Origin of the sequence: Pigmentiphaga humi (assembly GCF_900606115.1) — a bacterium.
Classification (GTDB): domain Bacteria; phylum Pseudomonadota; class Gammaproteobacteria; order Burkholderiales; family Burkholderiaceae_B; genus Pigmentiphaga; species Pigmentiphaga humi.
In genome coordinates this window covers 203340-225046 of record NZ_UWPJ01000039.1, presented here as the reverse complement: position 1 = coordinate 225046, position 21707 = coordinate 203340, and the positions used below count along the sequence as shown (strand labels likewise).

Below are 21707 nucleotides of genomic sequence, written 5' to 3'. Positions count from 1 at the left end.
CTATGACACAACTTCTGCAAGGCCGCATCGCCATCGTGACGGGGGCCGGCCGCGGCCTGGGTCGTTCCCATGCGCTCGAACTCGCGCGCCATGGCGCCAAGGTGCTGGTCAACGACATGGGGGCCGACCGGCCGGACTCCGCAGCGCAAGCCGTCGTAGGCGCGATTCGCGCGGCCGGCGGCGATGCTTTCGCACACGGCGCCGACGTGACCGATCCCCGGCAGGTCCAGGCGATGGTGGAACACGCGGTCGCCCAGTGGGGCCGCGTCGACATTCTGGTGAACAACGCGGGCATCCTGCGCGACAAGACTTTCGCCAAGATGAGCCTGGAGGATTTCCGGCTCGTGATGGAGGTGCACCTGATGGGTTCGGTGCACTGCACCCACGCGGTGTGGAACGCCATGCGCGAACAGAACTATGGGCGCATCGTAATGACGACGTCCTCCTCCGGCCTCTACGGCAACTTCGGCCAGGCCAACTACGCCGCGGCAAAGATGGCGCTGGTCGGCCTGATGCAGACCCTGGCTCTCGAAGGCGAAAAATACGGCGTGCACGTGAACTGCCTCGCGCCCACGGCCGCCACCGCCATGACCGAAGGCCTGCTCGAACGGGAAGCGCTCGACATGCTCGCGCCCGAGTCGGTCAGCCCCGCCGTGGTCGCCCTGGTTGCGGAAAACGCCCCGAACCGCACCATCCTGCTGGCCGGCGCGGGAAGTTTCGAGCAGGCGAACATCACCATGACCCAGGGCATCTGCCTGGACCAGGCGGAATTGTCGGCCAACGCCCTGATCGACCGGCTGGACCAGGTGGCCGATCGCCGGGGGGAAATCGTCCCCGCCACCGGCTTCGACCAGTTGCGCCACGAGATCGCCAAGGCCCAGGCTCGCCGCCAACCCAGCCCCGCTTAGCCCTGAGTGCACACCATGGCAACTAGAGAAGTCGTCGTCCTATCCGGCGTCCGCACCCCCATCGGGAGCTTCGGCAAGGGCCTCAAGGACGTTCCGCCCGTCGCGCTCGCCACCGAGGTCCTCCGCGCCGCCGTAGCGCGCGCGGAGATCGACCCAAGCCAAGTAGAGCACGTCTGCTTCGGCCAGGTCATCAATACCGAACCCCGCGACCTGTATCTATCGCGCGTCGCGGCCATCGAAGGAGGCTGCGGCGAGCACACGCCGGCCTTCAACGTCAACCGCTTGTGCGGGTCGGGCCTGCAGGCCATCGTTTCCGCCGCGCAATCCATCCTGCTCGGCGACTGCGCCACGGCGGTCGCCGGCGGGGCCGAAAGCATGTCGCGCGCTCCCTACGCCAGCCAGGCCATGCGCGTGGGCGCGCGCATGGGCGACACCGCCATGGTGGACACCCTGCTCGGCGCGCTGCACGACCCTTTCCACCGCATCCACATGGGCATGACGGCGGAAAACGTCGCCAGGAAATACGGCATTACGCGCGGCGAGCAGGATGCGCTCGCCGTCGAAAGCCATCAGCGGGCGGCACGGGCGGTCGCCGAAGGCCGCTTCGCCTCGCAGCTCGTCCCGATTACCGTGCCGGGACGCAAGGGCAGCACCGTGTTCGCCCAGGACGAGCACCTGCGCAGCGACATCAGCCTGCAGGATCTCGCCGGCCTCAGACCCGCGTTCGCGCCTGACGACGGCACCGTCACGGCGGGCAACGCATCGGGCATCAACGATGGCGCGGCCGCGCTCGTGCTGATGGAGCGCTCCCGCGCGCAGGCATGCGGCGCCCGGCCGCTGGCCCGGCTGGTGGCCTATGCCCACGCAGGCGTGGATCCGCGCTACATGGGCATCGGTCCCGTCCCCGCCACGCGCACCGTGCTGGACAAGGCCGGCCTGCGCGTGGACGATATCGACGTCATCGAAGCCAACGAAGCCTTCGCGGCCCAGGCCTGCGCGGTCGCCCGCGAGCTCGGGTTCGACCCCGGCAAGGTGAATCCCAACGGATCGGGCATCGCCTTGGGCCATCCGGTGGGCGCGACCGGCGCCATCATCACCGTCAAGGCCTTGCACGAACTCCACCGCATCGGCGGCCGGTATGCGCTGGTCACCATGTGCATAGGCGGCGGACAGGGCATCGCCGCCATCTTCGAACGGATCTGACCATGGCAAGCCATCCACCGCTCTCTTCCGCAATCCGGCAGTTCGACTCCGTGCAGGCGCTCGTGGATTTCGTCGGGCAGCCGGCCATCGTTTCCGACACCGTTGCCGTAGACCAAGAGACGATCGACCGGTTCGGCCAGGTCACGCGCGACAACCAGTGGATCCATGTGGATCCGGCGCGCGCACAGGCCGAATCCCCGTACGGCCGGACCATCGCCCATGGCTTTCTCGTGCTGTCCCTGCTGACGTACTGGCAGGCGAGCTGCGTCGCTTTTCCCGGCGCGGCCATGGTGTTGAACTACGGTTTCGACAAGATCCGCTTCACGGCCCCCGTGCCTTCCGGGGCGCGTGTATCGGCCAGGTTCGCACTGGCCGAGGTGAAGGAAATCCGGCCCGGCGAGGCGCGCTGCACCTGGAGCATCACCGTCGAGGTCGAGGTCGAGGGCGCGCAGCGGCCGTCGGTGCACGCGGATTGGCTGATCATGGTCCGCTACGAGGGCGCGGAGCCGGCTTGACACCGGAGGGCATACACTGTCGGTCGATCCAGCTTTCGCGGTTCCTCCGATCCGTGCCATCGTGACCACTACGCCCTTCTCCTCCCTGCCCCTCCTCCCCGCCTTGCTGGACAACCTGCAAGGCCTGGGTTTCGAACAGATGACGCCCATCCAGGCGCAAAGCCTGCCGCTCATCCTGGAAGGCCGCGACCTGATCGCGCAGGCCAAGACCGGCAGCGGCAAGACCGCGGCGTTCGGCCTGGGCGTGCTGCAGACGCTGGACGTCAACCGCCTCGTTCCGCAGGCCCTGGTAGTCTGTCCCACCCGCGAACTGGCCGACCAGGTCGCCCAGGAAATGCGCCGGCTGGCCCGACTGATCCCCAACGTCAAAGTATTGACGCTGTGCGGCGGCGCCGCCGCGCGCCCCCAGACCGAATCGCTCGCCCGCGGCGCCCATCTCGTGGTGGGAACGCCCGGACGCATCCAGGACCACCTCGAGCGCGGCAGCCTGGACCTGTCCGGCCTGAACACGCTGGTGCTGGACGAGGCCGACCGCATGGTGGACATGGGTTTCTACGACGACATCGTCGCCATCGCCTCGCACTGCCCGGCCAAGCGCCAGACCCTGCTGTTCTCGGCCACCTACCCCGACAACATCCGCAAGCTCAGCGCCCGCTTCCTGCGCAACCCGGCCGAAGTCAAGGTCGAGGCCCAGCACGACGCCAGCCGCATCGAACAAATCTTCTACGAGATCGACGAAAGCGAAAGACTGGACGCCGTGGTCGCGCTGCTGGCCCACTTCCGCCCGGTATCGACGCTGGCGTTCTGCAACACCAAGCTTCGCAGCCACGATCTGGTGGAACGCCTGCGCTCCGAAGGCATCAGCGCCCACGCGCTCAACGGCGATCTGGAACAGCGGGAACGCGACGAAATCCTGATCCAGTTCGCCAACCAGAGCTGCGCCGTCCTCGTCGCCACCGACGTCGCCGCCCGCGGCCTGGACATACAGAACCTGAACGCCGTCATCAATGTAGACGTGACCAAGGACACCGAGGTCCACGTGCACCGCATCGGCCGCTGCGGCCGCGGCGACCAGAAGGGGCTGGCGCTCAGCCTGTGTTCGCCGGAAGAAATGCGCTGGGCCAACCTGATCGAGCAATACCAGGGCTCACCGCTGAAATGGGGCGATCTCAAATCGCTGCGCGCCAAGGCCGACCGTCCCCTGCGGGCGCGCATGATCACCTTGTGCATACAAGGGGGCAAGAAGGACAAGCTGCGGCCGGGAGACCTGCTGGGCGCGCTGACTGGGGATGGCGGGCTGACTTTCGAGCAGGTCGGGAAGATCAATGTCGCCGAATTCAGTTCTTATGTGGCGCTGGACCGTCAGGTTGCCAAACAGGCGTTCTCGCGGATATCCAACAGCAACATCAAGGGGCGCCGGTTTCGGATGCGGTTTCTGGAAGAGTTCTGACGTCGCAGAGCCGCACCGCATCATGTACACTATTTTGTACAAACATGAAGCGGAGTGAGCCATGCCCATCACAGCCAGCGATGTGATCCCGCTCTCCCAAGCTCGGGCCAATCTGTCCGAACTGGCCGACCAGGTGAAAGCCGGGGCAGAAAAAATCGTCACGAAAAACGGCGAAAGCTACGTTGCCATCATCGATGCCCAGCGGCTGGACTACTACCATCAGCTCGAGCGCGAGCGCATCCACTTATTGCTGGTAGAAGACGCCAGCAAGGGCTTGGCCGACGTCGCTGCGGGCAAGATCAAAGACGCTCGCAGCACCCTTTCCGCCATCAAGCGCCGCCGAGCCCCCAGAACAACCGGTTGACTGGCTGATTCGCCCCGTGACAACTCGCCATACCGTCAAACTTACCGCCAACTTCGAGCACAACCTTGAAGAAGTCGAAATATTTCTTCAGGAAACCGACGCTGCGCAATCGTTCGATGCGCTGCTGAGTGAATTGACGGATACCGTCATTCCCAATCTGGAGCGCTTTCCCGACATGGGGCGCTCGTTCCTTGCGCGGCCTGCCCGCTCGGTAGAGGCAAGCAACGGCATTGCTCGCCTGACCCGACAACTCGACACCATTGCCGAAGGCAGCGAATTGCGCGAGTACGTCATGACGCACTATCTGCTGCTGTATGCGCAGATCAGGGAAACGGTGTATCTGCTTTCGATTCGTCATCACCGGCAGTTGTCGTTTGATTTGAAAAGTCACTGGCCGGCATGAACAAAAGCAATGTAGGCCGTAGCGGGCCTTTCTTTCCGGATTAATCGCGATGACCGATACGCTCCACGACCTTTCGCAGCAACAGTTTCAGTTCGCCCAAGAACGGGACTGGGAACAGTTTCACTCGCCCAAGAATCTTGCCTCGGCGCTGATCGTTGAAGCGGGGGAACTGCTCGAACATTTCCAGTGGATGACCGAGGCGGAAAGCCGTGCGCTTGCTCCGGAGAAACTCGAAGCAGTAGGCGCGGAGATCGCTGACGTTCTGCTCTATCTTGTCCAATTGAGTAATGTGCTGGGCATCGACCCCGTTGAAGCCGCGCAGGTCAAGATCAAGCTAAATGCCCGAAAATACCCCATTGACCGAGCCAAGGGGACCAATAAGAAATACGACCAGCTTTGATCGAGCGAGACAGGTACGGACGTGATCATCTACCAGGCCAGCAAGACTGAATTCCTGCAACATGCGTTGCGGGAAGATATCGAAGACATCCTGCTTCGTCATGTACGTCATGCCGGGGCCAAAGGCGGCGGGCCAGGCGAGGTCCGGTCCTGGAAGAACTCCTTGTTCGAAATGGCCAAGGTCTTGCAGGACGAAGAAATCCCCGACGATGCCGGGGTCGCCATCGAGTATCAGTTGCCCAGTAGTTCCCTGCGCATCGACTTCATGATTACCGGCGAAGACGCGAAAGGACAACCCAAGGTAGTCATCGTCGAACTGAAGCAGTGGTCAAGCTCTCGCTATAGCGGCAAGGACGGTGTCATATGGGCTCGACGCGGCGGCCATACAGGTGAGGTAGAAGGCCCCCACCCGTCCTACCAGGCCTGGTCTTATGCCGCCCGCCTGGAGGACCTCAATGCCGCTGTGCACGAAGGCGGCATGCGCCTGCAACCCTGCGCCTACCTGCACAATCATCCAAGCGACGGCGAAATCGACCATCCCCACTACAAAACGCATATCGAGCGGGCCCCGCTGTTTCTCAAGAACGACAAGGAAAAACTCAGTCGCTTCATCAGCGCCCATGTACGCCGCGGCGATCGCCTGAAAGCGCTCTATGCGATTGAGAACGGCCGCATCCAGCCTTCCAAGAGCTTGATCGACCATGTGGCCAGCCTCATGCAAGGCAAGCATGAGTTCATACTCATCGACGACCAGAAGGTCGTCTACGAAACCATTCTGCAGGTAGAAACGCGGACTGAGGAAAAAAAGCAAGTACTGATCGTCCAGGGAGGCCCGGGCACCGGTAAATCGGTACTTGCCATCAACCTGCTTGCCGAACTGATCAACCGCCAGCGCAATGCTCGCTACGTATCCAAAAACAGCGCGCCACGCGCGGTCTTCCAGGCCAAACTGACCGGCACCTTTACCAAGACCCGCATCGGCAATCTCTTCAGCGGATCCGGCTCCTTCACCAAAGACGAAGAGAACACCTATGACGTCCTGATCGTCGATGAAGCGCATCGGCTCAACGAGAAAAGCGGCATCTTCCGCAATCAGGGCGAAAACCAGATTCTGGAAATCATCCGATCCTCCCGATGCACGGTATTTTTCACCGACGACGATCAACGCGTGACGGTATTCGACATCGGCCATACCGATGAGTTGAAACGCCACGCCACAGCGCTGGGTGCCGAGATCACAGAGCTGGAATTGACGTCGCAGTTTCGCTGCAATGGCTCCGAAGGCTACCTTGCGTGGCTGGACAATACCTTGGAGATCCGCCCGACAGCCAATCCCACACTCGACCAAGCCGAATACGATTTCCGTGTATTCGACGACCCTGCCGAGATGCACGCCCTGATCGAGCAGAAGAATCGCGCTAACAACCGGTCGCGCGTCGTGGCCGGGTACTGCTGGCCCTGGCCAAGCAAGCGCAACCCCGATGCCTGGGACATCCAGCTTCCCGAATTCGACTACCGCCGGCGCTGGAACCTTAGTGAAGACGGCAGCCTTTGGATCGTGAAGCCGGGAACCGTGGAGCAAGTCGGGTGCATACATACATGCCAGGGGCTGGAGCTGGACTATGTGGGCGTGATCATCGGTGACGACCTTGTCTATCGAAACGGTCAGATCGTTACCGATGCAGCCCAGCGCGCATCGTCGGATCAATCCATACGTGGGCTGAAGAAGATGATGCGAGAAGATCCGCTGCGGGCGCAGGCGCTTGCCGATCTTATCGTCAAGAATACCTATCGGACGCTCATGACACGGGGGATGAAGGGTTGCTATGTGTACTGCACGGACAAACCTTTGGCCGAATACTTCCGCAGCAAAGTGAGGGCATTGCTCGAACCGGAGAATGCCAATGAACAACCCGCGGAACTCGGGAATCTCGTCCCTCTTCGGCTGATTACGGACGAAGAACGGAAACGCGGTGTCGCAGCTGTCCCACTTATCGACATTCGGATCGCAGCGGGAACGTTCTCCGATGTACAAACCCTTGAAAGCTCAGCGGAGCAGTGGTTTGAGCTTCCCGATTGGATAAATCCTCAGCCTGGATTGTTCATTGCGCAAGTAATCGGCGAATCCATGAGCCGCCGCATTCCCAATGGGTCATGGTGCCTGTTCCGAGCCAATCCGGGCGGAACCCGTCAAGGAAAGGTCGTAATCGCCCAGCACCGCAGCATTGACGACCCGGAAACAGGGGGAAGATACACGATCAAAGTCTATTCGAGCGAGAAAATCGCCGCCGAAGACGGTAGCTGGCGACATGAGCGCATCGTGTTAAGACCGGATTCGATGCAAGCCGGCTATGAGCCTATCGTGATTGAGCAAGGCCCGGAAGATGAAAGTTTTTCGATCATGGCAGAGATGCTGATTGTGCTTGAAAAAGAGAGTTGATTTCTCCGCTGACGAAGCGTTCTCAGCGTCCCCGATGGCTGTAAGAGCCGGACCGATATAACGATCCGGCAGCGTGTTCGCCGCCGTCCGACGAAGCCCCCCTACTTCATCCCGAACCAGGCGGGATCCGCCGCCAGCGCGACCGCGCCGACCAGCGACAGGGCGGTCGCGAGCAGTACCGGGCCATCGAATGACTCGAACTCCGGATTGAGCAGGCGCGCGAACCACACCCGCATCACCAGCGACGTGCGCTGTATCGGTATCACGACCGACGCCGGGGCGATGGAAAGGGCCATGTAGACGAAAACCTGCGATGCCGCGGCCGTCACGCCCGCCGTGGAATACCAGCCGAGCGTCGGACGCGACATGGTCAGCGAGCGGGCCAGGCCGCCCTGGCAGATGACGATGGCGATCACGGCCAGAGTCGCGGCGGAATAGGCCACGGCGGCGCCGGTAAGGCCGCCGGCCATCCCGCTGCCCTCCACCATGCCTTCGCGGACCAGGATGGGGCTCGAACCGTACGCCAGCGCGGAAAGAACGGCGAACAGATAGCCTTCGCCCAGCTTGGGCTGGAAACTGTTGGCTGCGGGCTTCGGCTTGGGCTTGGCCGGCTCGGCCCCAGGCGTGCGCTTGAGCCAGCGGAAGGTCGATGGGGTATGAGCCCGGGCGGCCAGCATCGGCGCCACCATGATCAGCGCGATGCCCGCGATGTGCAGCATGGTGAGGCGCTCGCCGAGGAGAAGAATGGCCAGCACCAGCGTGATCAGAACACTGGTCTGCTGCACGGGTCCGACCAACACAGTGCCCATGGCCTGCGTCGCGCGGTAGTTGCAATAGCGGCCAAAGCCGAAGTGCAACAGGCCCGCGCCGCAGAAGAACAGCGTCGAGCGCAGCGGAAACTCCCGCAGCTGGCCCGCCCCGCCGACCGCCAACGCCACGATCCAGACCAGCACCGCGCCGAGCAGCAGCGTGACGACCATGGCTTGGGACAGCGTGCCGCCGACGACGCCGCGGCGAAGCGTGGCGTTGTTCGCGGCGAATGTGAATGCGGCGAGGAGTGCGAGCACTGTCGGCAAAATCATGTCGTCTTCCAGGGGTGGGCTGAGCGAAGCTTGCTATTAGACGAGATTTTCGATCGGATGATGGATTTTTCTCGTTTTTTTTCGCCGAAGCCCGTTCGCAGAGCTCCTCGTCCCACACGAAAGTTTTTTCTCAGTCATGGAGCCGACATAGATGTCTCAAGCCGGGAACCCCGTCAAAGCCGTCGCGCCGCTAGGTGCCGGCGTCCGAGCGATGTTCATGATCCAGCACACACAGGCGAAATAACCAACGAGCGCCCCCATCTCGACTACGCCGCATTCGCCCCATCGTCCAAGCGCCGCATCGTACGTCAGGTCGCTCACGCCATGTCTATGCAATAGCTCGAACGTGAACGCCCAGGCATCGGCCTCTTCGTCAGACATGGCGCGCGGGCGCGCGCCCTGCGCGAGATCTTTCAAGGTCTCCTCTGAAACCCCGGCTCGAATCGCCAATGGATAATGGGTCGCCCATTCGAATTGATTGCCCATTTCACGGGCAACGACCGTCATGACAAACTCGTTGATGTTCGCGGGCAGCGTCGACTCAAAGCGCAAATACTCTCCGACACCGGCCAGGCGCTCAAGCAGCACCGGGCTGCGCATCAATGGGATGAAAGGCCCTTTGACACCCTGTCTAGGCCCGGCGATGAGTGCTTCGCCAGCAGCGCGCTGGGCATCGTTCATGCTGTCGGGAAGCGGCAAAGGCAGACGCTCGGAAGTTTCTGCGCCAAATCCCTGAGGAATGGACGTAGTCATGGGTGCTCTCCTTGGTGGGCAAAAGCGAACGCAGCAGTCATTGCCGCAGCAGCGCCGGGCAATACCCTCGAAGTCTGCTGTACGCTGGTGTTCCTGCCCAAGCGCGAATATCTCAGGTGCGGGTGAATATTTCTCGCTGGCGCTGGCGCGAGCCCTAGGCCAGAATCGATTCGCGGACGATTTTTTCTCATCCACGAACGCCGCACCACTGCCTCATCCCCGCTGACGCCGATGCAACAAACCGCCTTCGCGGCGCTGATCGTCTACGCCTTCGTCATGTCGATTACGCCTGGCCCCAACAACGTGATGCTGATGTCCTCCGGCCTGATCTTCGGCCTGAGACGCACCTGGCCGCATTTGCTGGGCATCCTCGCAGGCGTCCTTCTGCAGATCTGGAGCACCGGCGCAGGGCTCGGCGCGCTATTCGCCCTCGAACCTCGTCTGCAGGTCGCGTTGAAGATCGTAGGCAGCCTCTACCTGCTCGGCCTGGCGACACGGCTGTGGCGCGCGGCGGAACTGGAGGAATCCCATGCCGGCCGCCCCATCGGCTTCACGCAGGCGCTGGCCTTCCAGTTCGTCAACCCAAAGGCTTGGCTGATGTCGGTAACGGTAGCCTCCACCTTCCTCCCGCCCGGCGACGGCTACGCGCTCCGCCTGCTGACGGTCAGTCTGGTCTTCGCCGCTGTCGGCCTGCCCTGCATCGTGGTGTGGGCCGCCTTCGGCGCCGGCCTGCGGCCATGGCTGCGAGATCGGACCATCGCACGCCGCATCAACCGCGCCATGGCCCTTCTCGCCGCCTTGACCGTTCTTCTCTTCTGGATGTGAGGCCATGACGACACTCGCCACCAATCCGCGCCTGCCCATGCTCGAGCATGGACCGTGGCCTGGAATCGCCGTAACGCTATGGTGCCGTTTGTCCGGAGCTTCCCTTCAAATGGCTGAACCCGTCGACATTCGGGCCGCTGACGGCCATGCCCTGGGTGGATACGTCTGGCACCGGCCCAGCGATCCGCCGCGCCTCCATCCCGTTGCGATCATCAACGCGGCCACCTCGGTGCGCTGCCGGTACTACGCACGCTTCGCCGATTGGCTGCATGAACAGGGATGGGATGTGGTGAGCTTCGATTACCGCGGCATAGGCGAATCCCGCCATGGCTCGCTGCGCGGGCTCGAGGCCGACTGGATCGACTGGGGACAGCACGACTTCGAAGGCGTTCTGCAGTATGTCACGCGGCGTTTCCCCAACCAGCCGATCGACGTGGTCGGCCACTCCGCCGGCGGCTTCGTGATCGGCCTGGCGGAATCCGCGCACCGGATACGGCGCATCTTCACCATGGGGGCGCAGTACGCCTACTGGCGCGACTATGCACCCCAGGCTCGCAAGGCCATGCTCCTGCGCTGGCACGTGGCGATGCCGCTGCTCGCCCGGCTGTTCGGCTATGTGCCGGCCAAGCGCCTGGGCTGGATGGAGGACACCCCCAAGGGCGTGGCGCTGGACTGGGGAAGAATGGGACCTCGCTTCGAAGGCACAGTGCGACGCGGCAGAAAAACCCCGGAAGGCAAGCCAGAGGCCGAGATGCTGGCCCGGCGCTTCAGCCAGGTGCGCGCCCCCATCCTGGCGTTGGGCATCGAGGACGACCCCTTCGGTACGGTGCAGGCGCTGGACCGCCTGCTGGACTACTACACCCGCAGCGAGCGCCATCATCTGCGGCTTGCGCCGGCAGCCATCGGAAAGCCCGAGATCGGCCATTTCGCCTTTTTCCACGAACGCTTCCGCGATACGCTCTGGCCGCTCGCGCTGAACTGGTTGCGTACCGGCGAACCGCCCGCCACACCGCCAGGCACACTGACGTATCGGCCCGTGGAAAACTTGTCAGAGGAAATGCAATGAATAAGAGGCATGGCACCGTTCTCGTGACCGGCGGCAGTCGCGGAATTGGAGCGGAAGTGGTGCTCCTTCTCGCCCGGGAAGGTTATGACGTCTGCTTCACCTACCTGGAACAAGCCACGGCGGCCGAGGAAGTCGTGAGCCGAGTGCGGCAACTCGGCGGCCTTGCCTGGGCGATCCAGGCTGACTTGGGTCTCCCCGAATCGGCGGCATCGATTCTTTCCCGGATCCCGAAGGAAGCGGCGCCCTTGGCAGGGTTGGTGAACAACGCCGGAATCACCGGCCGACTCGGCTCATTCGTTGAAGCGGACTTGGCCACCATGAAACGCGTCTTCGAGGTCAACGTGCTGGCGGTATTCGCCTTGACGCAGAAAGTAGTCGCCAAATGGCTGGCGGAGGCGCGGCAAGGTGTCGTTGTGAATGTCTCCTCCATCGCGGCGACGCTCGGCTCCCCCGGCGAATATGTGCACTACGCAGCGTCGAAAGCCGCCATTGAAGCCTTCACGATCGGTCTCGGAAAGGAACTCGCCCCCAAGGTCATCCGAGTCAGTTGCGTTTCGCCGGGAACCAGCCTGACGGACATCCACGCTGCGGCAGGAGACGCGGACCGGCCGGCCAGAGTATCGTCCAAGATACCTATGGGCAGGGCCGGAGAGCCCAAGGAAATCGCAGAGGCGATTGCCTGGCTTGTATCGAGCCGGGCATCCTACGTGACGGGCACCGTCCTGCGGGTCGCCGGAGGGCTATGAACGCGAGCGCTATGCGGCCGCCGCCTTCTGCGCGAGTTGCTCCCTGATCCGACTTCGCAACCAGCCACGCAGATTGTCCAGGCGCCGGTCCTCGCGCAGCGCGTCGGGATAGACCAGCCAGAAACCGAGACCCGCGCTCACGGGATGACCGAATACCGACTCCAGGCGCCCCTCCCGCACGACACTCTCGGCCAGTTCGCACACGGCGATCGACACACCGCCGCCATCGGCGGCCGCCTGCACCGTCAGGCCACTCGAATCGACACGGGTAATGACAGCAGGCTCGATCGGCCCGCCCGGCAGACTGTCCATCCAGCGGCGCCAGCTCAGGCAATGGCGCGATACGAACAGGTTGGCCCGGGAAAGCTGCTCGATTCGCTCCCAGCGTGTGCCAACGGCAAAACCCGGGCGCGAATACAGATCGATAGTGGCCTCGAACAACAGATCCGCCTGCAGGCCCGGCCACTGCCCATCGCCGTACCAGATGCCGGCGTCGGCCACGCCCGCGGCAAGATCCACATTGTCCTGCGTGGTGGAAATCTGCAGCGAAAAGCCGCGCTGCTCGAACGGATACAGGTTCAGCCGCGGCGCCAGCCAGTGGGTCGCGAACGCCGGCAATATGTTCACGCGCAGCGGACCATCCCGCCGCGCCTCGCGCAAGGCGCCGACACCCTCGGCAATCAGCGCGAAGCCCTGGTTGAGGCTGGGCGCCAACCGGCAACCGGCGTCGGTCAACTCCAGCCGCGTGCCGATGCGGCGCAGCAACTCGACACCGAGCATGGCCTCCAGCGTGCGCAACTGATGGCTCACCGCGGACGGCGTGACCGCGAGTTCGAGGGCAGCGTCCTTGATCGAAAGATGACGCGCCGCCGCCTCGAAGGCGCGCAGAGCATTCAATGGGACAGGGATGCGCATGAGAGACTCACCCTCTGGAAGTCATCGGTCGGCAAGTCGGCTTGCGCTTCGGCAATGGCCGCTGGCGTACGGCAAGGAACTCTTTCCCCCCACTCGGTCATCAATGAGACTCGCAAGTCCGCATGGTTAAAGGGATTTGCGGTGATCGAAATGGAGCCTTACCGTCGCTTTTACCGTCTGCATCGGACACCTTTTGCTGGCGCGGGAGATGGCCCGATTGGCGTGCAATGACACTTTTCGCCCCGATTGTCAATCACAATACATCTTAGCGCGCTTATCCAGCCTTGGAACGATCGAGTTTTCTCTCGCTTACGGCACCATCCCACCGAGTTCCTTTGCTGCCTGCTCGACCCGCCCATGACGGCATCAACGGCACGCGGTCAGAAATCTTGCGTCATAGTCGCTACTCGGAATTCAGGTAAACGCAAAATATCTGAATTACAACTAAACGACCGCTACGCTGCACTAGCCTCCATCCTCATCCACCCGATTCAACGGTGACTCACTGCTAGGTAATGCGTGATCACCAGGAAGTGCCCTTGCCCAGGAGAGAGCCTCTTCAAGGTTCAGGTACAGACTTGCATACGCCTTGCGTAGGAGTCCATCGGGCAAAGCCCAATCCCACTTCTCGCGCTGCAGGTTGCGGACGTCGGCCAGAAGCATGTCGAGCGGCGGAGGCTCATCCACCGCCGCATCGATAAGGGCATCGACGATGCTCTCGATACCCGAAGCCCCCTTGACGACTTCGATGCCCGGGCCGGCCGCATTGGCCGAATAGCCTCGCCGGCGGAGCAGGCAAGCCAGCGCTTCGTTGGCAGCATCCCCAAGCCAGGTCAGAAGCACCACTTCCCGCCCTTGGTCCACCACGCATCCGTTCGCCAGATTTCGCTCGGCGTAGTTCGCCCTGCCCTCGGCCAGGAACCGCCTGGCCACTTCATCCAAAAACGGCGGCACCTCGGAGGACTCGAACAATTGGCGCATTCGCTGGTGAACGCGCGTGTGCGTGCGCCCTGCTCCGCCCGAAAACAACGGCGGCGCCCCGCCACCAGAGCGGACGACGAATATGGTTTTTTGCTCCTCGTCGACATCTTCCACCAGCCAGGTCCTGCCAGCAAACAGAATGCGCTGGCCCACACTGAGCATCTGCGATACCGGCAAGGTGCCGAGCGTTTTACCGCCGCAGACAATGCGGAACTCCTCGTCAGCGGCAAACGCGGCATAGAAGGTGTAGTGGTTGACGAACTTCTCGCCGACACGGCCATGCAGCAGGAGACCGCTGGACTCCTGCATCAGCAGCTCCTTCTGGCCGAGATGGCGAACGAGTTCCACAAACTCACCTTTGTCCAGCCCCGTGAAAGGGGCTCCGTAGGCACAGAACATCGCGTGGAGTTGTGCGATGGATGCTCCGCCGTTCTGTGCCACATAGGACAGCATCTGCTGAATCAGCGTCGACAGGTGAACGCCATGCGCCATGGGTGGTTCGAACCAGCCCTCCAGGAGCAGCGAGATCATCGCCGTCACCTTCACCGTCTCCAGCCGAAGTTCGTCGGCGAGCGACGGCTTCCCGCCAAGCGCGTTCTCCACGCTGTAGCCTCGCAAAATGGCCGGCTCTCCCTTGCGGCGACCCGACCGCCCCAGGCGCTGTCGCAAGCTGGCTACCGACGGTGGCGGGCCGATCTGTGCCACGCTCTTGACGGCGCCAATGTCGATGCCCAACTCCAGCGTGTTGGTACAGATGGCCGTCGCGGGGAATTCCTTCTGCTTCAGGGCCGCCTCGGTCTCCGAGCGGATCTCCTTGGACAAACTGCCGTGGTGCGGCCAGAACTCATTGGGCACCTTCTCTTGCGCGCAAAGTTTGTTGAGGAGGTGGGTGTAGCGTTCGACCTCACGGCGCGAGTTCGGGAAGACCAGATTGTTCGTGCCGCGCAAGCCCTGGAACAGATGCAGGGCAATCTTGGCCGGGGTGACAGACTCCGGCTCCTCGTCGCCATCCTCATTGCGCACGGCCAGAGGCTCCTCGTAGCCTTTGACCAGGATTCTCAGTTCACTGTGGGAGGACTTCGACTCCACCAATGCGACCGAGCCTCCTTGCCCCGGGCGCAGGAAATCGGCAGCCAGGCGCATGTCACCCAAGGTCGCGGAAAGGCCGACACGCGGCACCTGTCGACCGATGACCCGCTCGATGCGATGCATCAGGGATTGAAGCTGTTTGCCGCGTTCCGATCCGATGAAGGCGTGAAGCTCGTCAACGACGAAGAATGCCAACCGGTCGAACACCGCACCGATCGACGTGCCTCGATGGCACAACATCGCCTCAAGAGACTCCGGCGTGATGAGCAACACCCCTTGCCGCTTCGCCAGGAAGCGCGCCTTGGCCGAGGAAGAGATGTCACCATGCCAAGGCCAGACCGGAATCTCCAGTTGCTCACACAGTCGGTCGAGGCGACCGAACTGATCATTGATGAGCGCCTTGAGTGGACTGATATAGACGATGAGCCCCAGCGGCTCCGTCTGAAGCAGATGCGTCAGTGCCGGTAGGAAAGCGGCCTCTGTTTTGCCTGCGGCCGTGGCGGCTGCCACGATGACGTCTCGATCCGCGTTGACGATCAGTGAGATGGCCGCCTCCTGGGCGTCTCTCAGCGACTCCCAGCCTTCAGCCCATATGAAGCGCTGAATGCGCTCATCGAGAAGAAAGAAGGATGCGCTGTCGCCAGACATGCGTTCAGGCCAAGCCCGTCACATCTTGAACGAGGCGAACTCATCGCCCTCGTCCGCGTCAACCTGCTGATCAGCCGCGCCACCCGTGTCCACCGTGATCTCTATGCCGCCCAGCAAGCCCTGCCACGCTGTACCCGGGTTCTGATCCAATACGGCGAGCATGTTGATGAAGGCCGTGATGGTCGTACGCGGCGTTCGGAAGTAGGTGTCCCCGATGCGTTTGGAGCAGTGCTCCATGAAGCTGAAGATGCCTTGGTCCGGAACGAGAAACTTGTCGGCGTCGCCGAAGGCGTAGACGGACCGAATTTTCTGCAGCAGGACGTAGAAGTCCTCGGGCGTGAGACTCGACAGCCGGACCACTGGTCCGCTGAAGTCGACCAGGCCATCCGAGGCGAAGGTGTTCTGCGCGAGACGACTCTGCAACGCGGGATAACTGTAGAGTCCACGCCGGGTGTCCAGCAGAAACTCCGGCGTCCCGCCGAGCACGAACCCGAGGCCCACGGCTGTGCCTTGCAGCGAGTCGTTGAGGATGCGCAGGATCTGTTCGTAGTTCGCATTGCGGGCCTGCGTGTTGGCCAGCTTGTAGAGATTGACCAGTTCATCCAGGCCAACTAGCAGGCCCGAGAAGCCAGCCAAGCGCACGAAGCGCGCCATGAGCTTGAGTTGGTCATAGACCTCAGAATCATCGACGATGCTCCGTACGCCGAGAGCCTGCCTGGCATCGGTCTTGGTTGCGAATTCCCCCCGCAGCCAGCGGATGGCATCGGACTTGAGCTTCTCGCTGCCCTCCTCATAGCCACGACAGTAGGCAGCAATGACGTCCGCGAAGTCGTAGCCGTTCACCAGTTCGGTCAGTTGGTCGAGCTTCTGGCGCAAGACCGCCTCGGTCGATTGGCTGGATGCCTTGGCCTCCGTCTTGGCCGTGGCGATGAACTTCTCGACGATGCCCGCAAGTGCACCCCCATCCGGTTTCGTTCGGGTCGACAGGTTGCGCATGAGTTCGGCGTAAAGCGAGCGAGCCTGTCCACCACTGGCGTGAAGACGCCGGTCCGGGTTCAGGTCGGCCGTGGCCACCACGAGCTTCTTCTCCAGTGCCACGGCGCGCACCAGGTTCAGGAAGAAGGTCTTGCCGGCGCCGTACTCGCCGATGACGACACGGAATGCCGAGCCCCCATCGGCGATGCGGGCGATGTCGGCTACCAGCGTCTCAATTTCCCGGGCACGGCCGACCTGGATCAGGTGCTGGCCGCTGCGGGGCACGACACCCGCGCGCAACGACTGGATGACCGCATCGCGGTCTCGGGGACGGATCGGTGCGTTCATGCTTCCAGCTTCTCCAGGAGTTCAGGGTTCACGGTCACGACATCCTCGCCCTCGGTGAACGGTATGTCGTGCAGGTCGAAGGCCGCCTCGTTGAGGGCTTCGATGGCTCCATCGACCATCAGGTCCAGGTCGGCGGCGGCATCGCCGAGCTCGTCCTTTGTCCATTCCGGCCGCGACAGCAGCAGGCGCGCGAGCGCGCTGTGCGCCTCGTCCAGGCCAAGCAGTCCAGGTGATGTCGCCTCGGTATCACCTTCAGGCTCGGGTTCGACGAGCACCGGCTCGGGCGAATTTTCTTCCTTGAAGATTCCCGACAACAGCGCCGACACGGCTTCGGTATCCTTCTGGAGGGCGGCAATACGTGCGGGATCGAGCTTGAACCCGGTCTCCTCGACTTTCGCGACGGTCGTCGCCGTTGACTTTGCCCCTGCCGCCACGGCATGCACGTCGGAAAACACCTTTTTGGGCTCGACGCCGAGGGCTTTATAGACCTTCTCCAGCATCTTCACTTCCGTTGGCGAAACATCTCCATCGGACTGCGCAACCGTGGCCATGAATGCGGCAATGGTCTCCTTGGAAGCAGCATCCAGCGGTTCCAGCTTCTTTCTGAGCGCGGTCAGTGATACCGGCGTCGTCATCAGCAGGCGCAGGTGCGCAAGAAGCCGGCGGACATGGTTCGGCGTGAGGTGCGCCCAGGACTGCACCTGTGCCCGGAGATGTGCCATTTCCTGGACACTGAATTCGCCATCGGCCGCAGCGACGGCCGATGCCAGGTCCAAGGTCAATACAGCGGCCTGGTAAGACGGCGTCGAGCGGCTGGCCGCCTCGCCCGGCGGAACGGCGAACAGCACAACCTTCTCGTCCGGCTTGGGCAGCTTGGCTCCACCCAGGACATCGGGCTCGATACCGATGTTCAAGGATTCGAGCGCTCGCGCCAACGCCAGCGTCCGGTCCCGCGTCAGCGTCGTCTTCGCATCCAGGCTGCCAAGCAGTTCCTGGAACGACATGGCGATCATCCCCTCGCCCATGCGCGCCTTCAGGTCATGCAAGGCCTTCTGGGCACCTTCGGGCCACAGCGTGGCAGGCAATTGCAGCAGCCCCTCCAGCGCATGCCTGCCATCTGGATTCCGCCCCACATAGCGGCTGAACGGCTCCAGTTCCTTCGTAGCTGCCTCGACAACCTGGCGCAACTTGTTGATGGGCGCGGTCAGCACGGTGACGTCGGGCGTATTGCCAAAGGACAGGGTCAGATCCGTGTATCCGCGAAATCCGGCAGAGGCGGGGCGATGAACCAGCTTGATCTTGGTTTTGTTTCTCGGAAGGGCCAAGCCCTGCTCGAATATCTCGTGGTACTTCGACACGAACAGCTTGTCGAACTCTTCGGGGCAACGCGTTGCAGGCGTTCGCAGGTAGTTGGTCGGATCCAGCTTGGCCCAGGCCAGTGCCAGTTGCGCCGGCACCGGCACGCCATCGACTGCCGCCTGGCCAAGGGCGACACGGATGTAGAGCGGCAGTTCGTAGGTCTTGGGAAAACTCGGAATAGGCTTGAGATAGGCCTTTTCGGGGTGCTCGGCCAGAGAGACCCAATCCAGCAGCGAGCCCGCGTAGCTTCGGAATGAGCCCGACTTGTCGCCGTAGATGTCCAGCAACCGGCGCAGTTCCGCTGCAATCACGGGCCAGTCGGCCTTGGCCGCATCGTCCTTCGAGGCATCCAGAATGGCGCGGCGCTCCAAACCGTAGAAGAAGATGAAGACGTACCCAACATCGGCCTCGGGATCCTGCCTGCCGCCTGCCAGCCAGTTCAGATAGGCGCGCCGGGCGGAAGATGAAATCTCCGAGTAGCTCGGCCAGTAGCCCATCCGCCGCTCTGTGTAATCGCCATTGGATGCGACAGATTTCGACGGATCGATGAGGCATGGATCGTTGCCACCCGAGGGAGTGGGCAGCGACGTGCCGACATAGATGAGGCCACCGGGAATCGAGACGCCTCCGACCTCAACCGCCTCTCCGGCAGAAATCCAGGCTCCGGGGCCGAAGCGCTTGGGCGCGGCCGGAATGCGAAACGACGGTGTGGCGGGTGCTGGGCTGGCCACAACCGATACAGGCTGCTCATCCTCATGGAGTCGGCTGGCCGCGCGGGAACTGACCGCCGGGCTCGGCGCAACCGGCGCACGCCTCTCGGGACGAACAACAGCGCGAGCAGGACGAGCAACCTCCTGAGGTACCTCCTTCGCACCGCCTTTGGACTTGAGGTAGAGATAGATGCCGACACCGATGGCGGCGAGCACGCCGACACCGATCCAGATCTCGCGCGGAATGGCAGCCAACAGCACCAGCAGTCCCACCAGCAGTCCCACGACGACTGCACCAATGCCCCCACCCGCTCCTGATTTCTTTCGTCTCGCCATGCTTTGCACCCTCCTACCGCCGCAAACATCCGTTACGAATATTGTGCACGGTAACCAGAAACACCCTACCTCTTTACTCGCATTTGGGAAGAAGTGCAATTTTGATGTGAGCGGGCTAGGCTGCGTACTCGGGAGCACTCCGCCCCCGTGCTCTGGGATATCAGCAATATGGCGCCGATTACGATGGCCCCCATAGCCGCAACGAGTCGATACCGCCAGTCCAGAGGATGAAGCAGCGGTCAGTGGCGAGGCGCCAGTTGGGCCGAGGATGATCTTCGACCGCGGTATCCCAGCCGGATCACGGCGAGCGATAACACCCAATCCTTGGGCAGGAGGGGCGCGACTGAGCTCACCTTCACGTCGTCCTCCGGATTGGCCAGCCTTTTGCCGTGCAGTGGCGCAAAGCTATAGACCCACCTTCAGCGCCCCACTGGTTTTTCTGGACGATAGCGCTCGACCACCGCACCGTCCGCAGCGCCACCCTCCTGATAAACCCGCGAAACGGCTTCGACAATCTCCGCCCACACCCCGGGCTGCAGCAACACCGGCATTTCCTTGGCAAGCACATTGCTGAGCTCGCCACGATTCTGCTCCAGCGACCGCAGCACCCTATCCGCCTGCGGGTCGGGCATCTCGACCACTTCCTTTAGCGCCACACGTGCCCGTGCATGGCTGCGCAGGTAGCGCGACTCCTCACGCATCTGCTCGGTCAAAGTCCGGCCGATGATGTTGGCCAGAAACACCACGTGAGGCCCCAGATCGGGATAGCGCCACAGCGGTCTGGCCCGTTCCGTGGCAGAAAAAGCGAAGTTCGACACCACGCCGTCCGGGTACGTAGTTTGCAGCGGCTCGAAGGCAATCTGATCACGAACAGCCTGCACCAAGGGCTTGGACACCCGATCCAGTACTTGGTCGTAGCCTCGCCGCTCACCTACGTCGTCTGTGATCACGGCCGATATGGGCAGTATCACGGGGTCCGGGGTCACTCCGTCTCTGCGAAGGACATCATTGACCAGGAACCGATGCACGCGGCCATTGCCATCGGCCAGGGGGTGGATGTAGACGAAGCCGAAGGCCGCTACCGCGCTGCGCATCGCGGACGACTGGCCTTGTGTTCTCTCCAGGAACACTCGTAGCCCATCCAGCATCGCGGCGACGTCCTCGGCCGGAGGCGCCACATAGTGCACGACCTCGTGGTACCGCACTGTCTCGCCAACGAACACGGGCGACTGGCGTACACCGAAGCGTGTGATCGTTGTCCGGTCACCCAGGATGTCCCGCTGCAGCTCGGCCAACACCGCATCGCTCAGCGGCAACTCGCCCTGCCCGGTACGCCGTGCCATCACGTCCGCAAAACGCTGCACGCGCCCCACCCGATCGGCCTCGCCTTCGATGGCGAAGCTGGCCTTGCTCTCCCGCAGGGTCATCCACACCGCCGCCCGCATCAGAAGGTCTTCGCCAAACTCGGCCTTCAATGCTCGGAACAGGTGCGGCACGTCCAGCCCAGAGGCACGAGTCACGACGTCAGTCTTGACCACCATGGGGCAAAAGTGCCGAGTGCCAGGCAGGTTGTCGTTCACCCGCCAGCGCTGCACCTTGATGGCCCGATCGGCAGCAGCCGCGACCAGCTTGGCACTATCAATGGCATCGACGTAGTTGCCGCCCAGGCGCTCCGGCACCTCCAGTGTCTGTCCCGTCAGCCACTCGTACAGGAATGCCGCCCGGCGGGCATATTGGCCAGTGGGTTCGGCCGTGACCCAGGCTTGGACGAAGTCCGGCCCGGTCCGCTCAAAGAGGCGGGCCAGGAACTCCAGATGAGGAACCTCATGCCGCAAATGGAACTGTAGATGTGCGGCTGGATCGGCGGCCGGCCGCATCGCCTCCGTATAGGTTTCCAGACGGAACCCCTCGTCCACCCGCGTGGCGCGCCGGCCTCCCACCTGGCTTGTCACAGGGGGGCGGCCCAGGGGCCGCACGTCATAGGCGTGCGCTAGCCAAGCGGCGCCGATCGGCTCTGAAGGTATATCAATCATGAGGCATCTCCTGAAAACGGCTTCTGCCTGCTCAAAAATGATGATGAACGCCCATAGTCCCTCCACTAGGGATTACAGGCGCTTCAAAACGATTAAAAAACAACAATATTGCTCAAATATAATTTTGAGCCAATTTGGAGCATTCTCCAAGCCCTTGAA

Annotated in this window: 18 protein-coding genes; 11 read left to right on the top strand and 7 right to left on the bottom strand. The window is 62.6% G+C overall.

Annotated features, from left to right (window positions below):
• Positions 1-2 precede the first annotated feature (2 nt).
• The 8 genes from PIGHUM_RS22765 to PIGHUM_RS22730 all read left to right on the top strand — a co-directional run bounded on the left by PIGHUM_RS22765 (position 3) and on the right by PIGHUM_RS22730 (position 7682).
• The gene (locus tag PIGHUM_RS22765; protein WP_124081973.1) at positions 3-908 is read left to right on the top strand and encodes an SDR family NAD(P)-dependent oxidoreductase; all 906 of its coding nucleotides are present in this window, start codon (positions 3-5) and stop codon (positions 906-908) included.
• Between the two features lie 15 nt (positions 909-923).
• Positions 924-2111, top strand: coding sequence for an acetyl-CoA C-acyltransferase family protein (locus PIGHUM_RS22760; protein ID WP_124081972.1), 1188 nt, complete (start codon positions 924-926; stop codon positions 2109-2111).
• A gap of 2 nt (positions 2112-2113) precedes the next feature.
• Complete coding sequence (locus tag PIGHUM_RS22755) at positions 2114-2626, top strand: MaoC family dehydratase (RefSeq protein WP_124081971.1); 513 nt, start codon at positions 2114-2116, stop codon at positions 2624-2626.
• 61 nt (positions 2627-2687) lie between these two features.
• Positions 2688-4076, top strand: a complete 1389-nt coding sequence (gene dbpA / locus PIGHUM_RS22750; protein ID WP_124081970.1) for an ATP-dependent RNA helicase DbpA — start codon at positions 2688-2690, stop codon at positions 4074-4076.
• 61 nt (positions 4077-4137) lie between these two features.
• Positions 4138-4440, top strand: a complete 303-nt coding sequence (locus PIGHUM_RS22745; protein ID WP_124081969.1) for a type II toxin-antitoxin system Phd/YefM family antitoxin — start codon at positions 4138-4140, stop codon at positions 4438-4440.
• 16 nt (positions 4441-4456) lie between these two features.
• Complete coding sequence (locus tag PIGHUM_RS22740; RefSeq protein WP_124081968.1) at positions 4457-4843, top strand: type II toxin-antitoxin system RelE/ParE family toxin; 387 nt, start codon at positions 4457-4459, stop codon at positions 4841-4843.
• Positions 4844-4892: 49 nt separating this feature from the next.
• Positions 4893-5243, top strand: coding sequence for a nucleotide pyrophosphohydrolase (locus PIGHUM_RS22735; protein WP_124081967.1), 351 nt, complete (start codon positions 4893-4895; stop codon positions 5241-5243).
• 21 nt (positions 5244-5264) lie between these two features.
• A complete protein-coding gene (locus tag PIGHUM_RS22730) occupies positions 5265-7682 on the top strand; it encodes a DNA/RNA helicase domain-containing protein (RefSeq protein WP_124081966.1) in 2418 nt (805 codons plus the stop codon).
• A gap of 101 nt (positions 7683-7783) precedes the next feature.
• Here PIGHUM_RS22730 and PIGHUM_RS22725 read toward each other — a convergent pair whose 3' ends face one another.
• Positions 7784-8764, bottom strand: a complete 981-nt coding sequence (locus PIGHUM_RS22725) for an EamA family transporter (RefSeq protein WP_124081965.1) — start codon at positions 8762-8764, stop codon at positions 7784-7786.
• 156 nt (positions 8765-8920) lie between these two features.
• A complete protein-coding gene (locus PIGHUM_RS22720; protein WP_124081964.1) occupies positions 8921-9517 on the bottom strand; it encodes a carboxymuconolactone decarboxylase family protein in 597 nt (198 codons plus the stop codon).
• Positions 9518-9748: 231 nt separating this feature from the next.
• Here PIGHUM_RS22720 and PIGHUM_RS22715 point away from each other — a divergent pair, with 231 nt between their 5' ends.
• From PIGHUM_RS22715 to PIGHUM_RS22705, 3 genes are all read left to right on the top strand, one after another.
• Positions 9749-10342: a LysE family translocator gene (locus tag PIGHUM_RS22715; RefSeq protein ID WP_124081963.1), complete on the top strand. Its 594-nt coding sequence runs from the start codon at positions 9749-9751 to the stop codon at positions 10340-10342.
• Positions 10343-10451: 109 nt separating this feature from the next.
• A complete protein-coding gene (locus tag PIGHUM_RS22710; protein ID WP_124081962.1) occupies positions 10452-11408 on the top strand; it encodes an alpha/beta hydrolase family protein in 957 nt (318 codons plus the stop codon).
• A complete protein-coding gene (locus PIGHUM_RS22705; RefSeq protein ID WP_124081961.1) occupies positions 11405-12154 on the top strand; it encodes an SDR family NAD(P)-dependent oxidoreductase in 750 nt (249 codons plus the stop codon). The genes PIGHUM_RS22710 and PIGHUM_RS22705 overlap by 4 nt, the downstream gene beginning before the upstream one ends.
• A gap of 9 nt (positions 12155-12163) precedes the next feature.
• On the opposite strand, the gene PIGHUM_RS22700 is transcribed toward PIGHUM_RS22705, so the two are convergent.
• The 5 genes from PIGHUM_RS22700 to PIGHUM_RS22680 form a co-directional block, all read right to left on the bottom strand.
• The gene (locus tag PIGHUM_RS22700) at positions 12164-13069 is read right to left on the bottom strand and encodes a LysR substrate-binding domain-containing protein (RefSeq protein WP_124081960.1); all 906 of its coding nucleotides are present in this window, start codon (positions 13067-13069) and stop codon (positions 12164-12166) included.
• A 465-nt stretch (positions 13070-13534) separates the two neighbouring features.
• Positions 13535-15787 carry a DEAD/DEAH box helicase gene (locus PIGHUM_RS22695; RefSeq protein ID WP_124081959.1) on the bottom strand — a complete coding sequence of 751 codons (2253 nt, stop codon included), beginning with the start codon at positions 15785-15787 and terminating at the stop codon, positions 13535-13537.
• Positions 15788-15805: 18 nt separating this feature from the next.
• Complete coding sequence (locus PIGHUM_RS22690) at positions 15806-17110, bottom strand: ATP-binding protein (RefSeq protein WP_124081958.1); 1305 nt, start codon at positions 17108-17110, stop codon at positions 15806-15808.
• Entirely contained in the window at positions 17107-19515 is a 2409-nt protein-coding gene (locus PIGHUM_RS22685; RefSeq protein ID WP_124081957.1) for a tellurite resistance TerB family protein, read from the bottom strand. The genes PIGHUM_RS22690 and PIGHUM_RS22685 overlap by 4 nt, the downstream gene beginning before the upstream one ends.
• 419 nt (positions 19516-19934) lie before the next feature.
• The gene (locus PIGHUM_RS22680) at positions 19935-21548 is read right to left on the bottom strand and encodes a Fic family protein (protein ID WP_124081956.1); all 1614 of its coding nucleotides are present in this window, start codon (positions 21546-21548) and stop codon (positions 19935-19937) included.
• Between the last annotated feature and the right edge of the window lie 159 nt (positions 21549-21707).

Bases quoted from the DNA above. Each gene is read 5' to 3' on its own strand.
- PIGHUM_RS22765 (WP_124081973.1), top strand. From the start codon at position 3: ATGACACAACTTCTGCAAGGCCGCATCGCCATCGTGACGGGGGCCGGC.
- PIGHUM_RS22760 (WP_124081972.1), top strand. From the start codon at position 924: ATGGCAACTAGAGAAGTCGTCGTCCTATCCGGCGTCCGCACCCCCATC.
- PIGHUM_RS22755 (WP_124081971.1), top strand. From the start codon at position 2,114: ATGGCAAGCCATCCACCGCTCTCTTCCGCAATCCGGCAGTTCGACTCC.
- PIGHUM_RS22745 (WP_124081969.1), top strand. From the start codon at position 4,138: ATGCCCATCACAGCCAGCGATGTGATCCCGCTCTCCCAAGCTCGGGCC.
- PIGHUM_RS22735 (WP_124081967.1), top strand. From the start codon at position 4,893: ATGACCGATACGCTCCACGACCTTTCGCAGCAACAGTTTCAGTTCGCC.
- PIGHUM_RS22725 (WP_124081965.1), bottom strand. From the start codon at position 8,764: ATGATTTTGCCGACAGTGCTCGCACTCCTCGCCGCATTCACATTCGCC.
- PIGHUM_RS22720 (WP_124081964.1), bottom strand. From the start codon at position 9,517: ATGACTACGTCCATTCCTCAGGGATTTGGCGCAGAAACTTCCGAGCGT.
- PIGHUM_RS22715 (WP_124081963.1), top strand. From the start codon at position 9,749: ATGCAACAAACCGCCTTCGCGGCGCTGATCGTCTACGCCTTCGTCATG.
- PIGHUM_RS22710 (WP_124081962.1), top strand. From the start codon at position 10,452: ATGGCTGAACCCGTCGACATTCGGGCCGCTGACGGCCATGCCCTGGGT.
- PIGHUM_RS22705 (WP_124081961.1), top strand. From the start codon at position 11,405: ATGAATAAGAGGCATGGCACCGTTCTCGTGACCGGCGGCAGTCGCGGA.
- PIGHUM_RS22700 (WP_124081960.1), bottom strand. From the start codon at position 13,069: ATGCGCATCCCTGTCCCATTGAATGCTCTGCGCGCCTTCGAGGCGGCG.
- PIGHUM_RS22695 (WP_124081959.1), bottom strand. From the start codon at position 15,787: ATGTCTGGCGACAGCGCATCCTTCTTTCTTCTCGATGAGCGCATTCAG.
- PIGHUM_RS22690 (WP_124081958.1), bottom strand. From the start codon at position 17,110: ATGAACGCACCGATCCGTCCCCGAGACCGCGATGCGGTCATCCAGTCG.
- PIGHUM_RS22685 (WP_124081957.1), bottom strand. From the start codon at position 19,515: ATGGCGAGACGAAAGAAATCAGGAGCGGGTGGGGGCATTGGTGCAGTC.
- PIGHUM_RS22680 (WP_124081956.1), bottom strand. From the start codon at position 21,548: ATGATTGATATACCTTCAGAGCCGATCGGCGCCGCTTGGCTAGCGCAC.